At 39.1% G+C, this 3968-nt stretch carries 2 protein-coding genes; both read right to left on the bottom strand.

Annotation, left to right across the window (positions count from 1 at the left end):
• Window positions 1–296: 296 nt before the first annotated feature.
• Window positions 297–830 (bottom strand): DUF2480 family protein, encoded by a 534-nt coding sequence (locus ACILQF_RS12585; protein WP_395627748.1) that lies wholly within the window; start codon window positions 828–830, stop codon window positions 297–299.
• Between the two features lie 108 nt (window positions 831–938).
• Window positions 939–3050 carry a SurA N-terminal domain-containing protein gene (locus tag ACILQF_RS12590; RefSeq protein ID WP_395627749.1) on the bottom strand — a complete coding sequence of 704 codons (2112 nt, stop codon included), beginning with the start codon at window positions 3048–3050 and terminating at the stop codon, window positions 939–941.
• Window positions 3051–3968 lie beyond the last annotated feature (918 nt).

A 3968-nucleotide genomic window follows, 5' to 3' on the forward strand; every position in this document is an offset into this window, starting at 1 on the left:
CACTCATCACAATATATTAAACCTCAATATTTAATTCGAGTGTTCGAAATGACGCCGTTTGGTTTGATTATAACTCCCCGTCATTCCGACAGAGGTACGACGAGGAATCTGTTCATTTGGAAATCCTAGTTGCAAACCTAACAAACCGTCATTCCGACAGAGGCACGACGAGGAATCTGTTGTTTGGAAACCCTAGTTCGATTCAACAGATTTCTCCACTCATCACAATATATTAAACCTAAATATTTGATTCGTTGTTCGAAATGACAACACGGGGTAGTGATTGTATCAACCCATCATTCCGCGCTTGCCCCATTAATAGCACGCTTAAATATCGGCACCGTAGAACATGGTTCCCCATACATAATACTCTTCGCTACCGCATTCAATTTACTCGCAATATCAATGTAAGCTGAGTCGGGGACAGGTATTTCTCCGCATCCTTTAACTACTACGCGTTGATCACGATATTTTTCCATATCGATTTTATTCAATTCACGATCAAAAAGTACCGTTTCAAGTGTTTTAAGATCCCCAAACACCACCGTTTTTGCATAAGGTGCCATTTTACTCGCCAGAATCATATAAGCCCATGTCGGTACAATCGCGTCGGCAGAGCAACCTATTGCGATATGCTTGCCTATGTAGCTTTCCCAATTATGTTCCTTTACAAACTCTCTAAAGTCTTTCTCCTTAAGCATAAGTCCGTGGAAAAGATTATCCTTAATATCATAAAAAAAACGTTCGCCTGCAGGGTAAAATTCCGAGAGATCAAGACTTATTAATCCGCTTTGCGCAACCTTATTGACTATATTTTCTTGAATGTCCATGTCTTTTTAATTAGTTAACGAGAAAAAACCTCATTGATGATATCGTATAAAACAAAAAATCCGGAAACGATTAGATCGTTTCCGGATGCAATTTAATGAAATAAGATGTTAAAAGAATTTAACGCGATTGTCTTTTATTTCAGATTTATCACGTAAAACTTTGAATGCTTCACCTGTAGCACGCTGCTGAACATTTTGTGCCACCTGAACCTTTTGTTTAAACACGTTAGTGAGCGGTGCAGGGTTACTAAATCCATTTACCACAAAAACATACACGCCATATTCACCTTCAACAGATTTTGATAATTTACCTGGCTGTGACCCAAAAATAGTACCTACCAATTTATTTTCTTGTGCAAGTCCCGGAATTACAGGATTTGCGAACACCACATTTTGTACTGGACTAACAGGCTTTCCAACTTTTTGAGCTACTTGCTCAATGGAGTTTGAACCTGCCAACGCCTTGTTCATTTTTTCTGTCAGCATTCGAGCTTTCACACTTTTTACCACTAATGGCTCAATACGCTTCTTAACTTGATCTTGCGACAAAGTGCCTTTCTTCAAGACATCTACTAATCTAGCGACAGCAAATTTATTGTCCATTTCAAATACTTGATTGGAAACATCTCCTTTATCTGCATCGAAAGCCCAACGTACCATCTCACGAGCGCTATTCAAACCCTGAATAACCGCCTGTGTAGCTACTATATTATCGGCAACAACTTTCACATATCCTAATTTCTTAGACTCCTCATCGAAAGACTTTTCATCTTTTGCTGCTGCAAGAAATGCAGTTGCCTTTTTATAGGCATCTTGTTGAGTTTTATTACTTGTAGATAATGATTTATCAAGCAATGCCACTTTAGCAACTCTTGAAGAACCTATCTGAGCATTGATTTTAATTACGTGAACACCAAATTGAGTGGTGATTACTTTTAAATCGCCAGCATTACCATTGAATACTGCTTCTTCGAACGCTGGAACCATAGCACCTCTTCCGAAGGTACCTAAATCGCCACCAGTATCTTTAGAAGCATCGGTACCAAATTTAGCTGCCAATTCTGCAAAGCTCGCACCACCGGCAATTAAGCTTCTGATTGAATCAGCCTTCGCTTTTGCTTTGTTGATACCACCTTCAGATGCAGGATTGATTAAAATATGACTTGCTTTCACTGAATCTGGTCCTACTTTAACATCCAATACCTTCGCCATTTTGTACACTCCATTTGAGAATACTGGTCCGACGAAGCCACCCGCAGATGTCTTAAATATCAGTGAATCCAGTGCTGGATCTAATTGACCTTTACGAACATAGCTGATTGGTAATTTTGTTTCGGAATTAATGCTTACAAATAGCGAATCATTAGTTGTTGCTCTGAAATCGGCAGCAATTTTTTGTACTGCAACAATTACTTCTGCAGAATCTGCTTTTGAAGGATTAGCGTCGAATAATATGTAGTCAAAGTTTCTAGTTTCGAATGGATTATTGAAACGGAACTTATTTTCATTGTAGTAATCGCTATAATCTTGTTCACTTGGCTTCACCTGATTATCAGGAATTGAAGCGTAATCAAGGTTCAAATAGCTGAAGTTAACTAGTTTATTACGCTGTATGTAATCTTCTTTAGCTTCAAGCGACGTTACGTAAATACTATTTTTGATTAGGTTATTGTATTTCTGTGCTATTTTATTATCACGAATGTTTAATAAAAAAGCGGTCCACTGCTGGCTCACGGGACTATCACTTGGCTGCGACTTCACATTTTCAAGGAAGGCGTTTAGCTGTACCCTATTCAGTTGTCCTGTTTGTGGGTCACCAAAGTTTTGGGTAATCTGTGGATCAGGATTTTTTCCTGTTACCAGGTCATTCATCTCGTTTTTACTCACCTGCAAACCCAAACGTGCCATTTCTTTCTTCAATAGAAGCTTAGAAACAGACTGATTCCAAGTATTTTCGATGATATATGCAGTCATCTGTGGATCAAGATTTGTCTGACCCATTTGTTGTTTAAAGTTGTTGGAGCTTTGTTCAACCAGCTCATTAAACTCCAAAATATCTATGACTTCGCCATCTACTTCACCAACTTCTGTTTGCCCTGCATTCATAAATGAACTACCCATCTGTACTGCATCGCTTACTAAGAAAGCAATAATTGCAAAACCAATAGCCCCTACGATGATTATCCCTGCACGGTTTCGCAAAAAACTCATTATTCCCATATCCGTATTTTTTTATACTAATTTTTAAAAAGAGTGCGCAAGATACAAAATTTGAAAAATAAACAAGAGAAAATTAGATATTCTAGAAATTAATGATTTTGTAATGAAGTATTCCGACACCTGCCGGTAGGCCGGGAGGTACGAAGAGGAATCTGTTCATTGGGGAATCCCAGTTCCATTCAACAGATTTCTCCAATCAGAACAATCATGCCAAACCTCATAATTACAAACGAGTGTTCGAAATGACTGAGTGGTGGGTTGAAAAACATCCTACAAAAACCAAATCCAAAATGTACTACAATATCTGCGCAGCAATACCCTGAGTTCACCTTTCTTCCGCCTTGGCTGGTGCGGCAATGACAACCCTTGCCCTCGCAAAACCTTTCATAGCATCAGACGCAGCGGTGGCGTTTTCGTTCTTTTTTGCTACAGAAAAAGGACTAGCCCCCGCGGCGATGAGCGGGAAATATCATAGAAAATATAAAGTTGGTATGAAATTTCTACTATGACTGAACAGATTTCTCCACTCATCACAATATATTAAACCTAAATATTCGATTCGTTGTTCGAAATGACAACACGGGGCAGTTTGATTGGAAACCCTAGTTCGATTCAACAGATTTCTCCACTCAGAACAATATATTAAACCTCAATATTTGATTCGTTGTTCGAAATGACAGGACGGGGTAGTTTGATTGGAAACCCTAGTTCGATTCAACAGATTTCTCCACTCAGAACAATCATGCCAAACCTCATAATTACAAACGAGTGTTCGAAATGACGGAGTGGTGGGTTGAAAAACATCCTACAAAAACCAAATCCAAAATGTACTACAATATCTGCGCAGCAATACCCTGAGTTCACCTTTCTTCCGCCTTGGCTGGTGCGGCAATGACAACCCTTGCCTTCGCAGAACCT

It is taken from the genome of Daejeonella sp. (assembly GCF_044232565.1).
Classification (GTDB): domain Bacteria; phylum Bacteroidota; class Bacteroidia; order Sphingobacteriales; family Sphingobacteriaceae; genus Daejeonella.

Coding starts and splice junctions, on each gene's coding strand:
- ACILQF_RS12590 (WP_395627749.1), bottom strand. CDS start 3,050: ATGGGAATAATGAGTTTTTTGCGAAACCGTGCAGGGATAATCATCGTA.
- ACILQF_RS12585 (WP_395627748.1), bottom strand. CDS start 830: ATGGACATTCAAGAAAATATAGTCAATAAGGTTGCGCAAAGCGGATTA.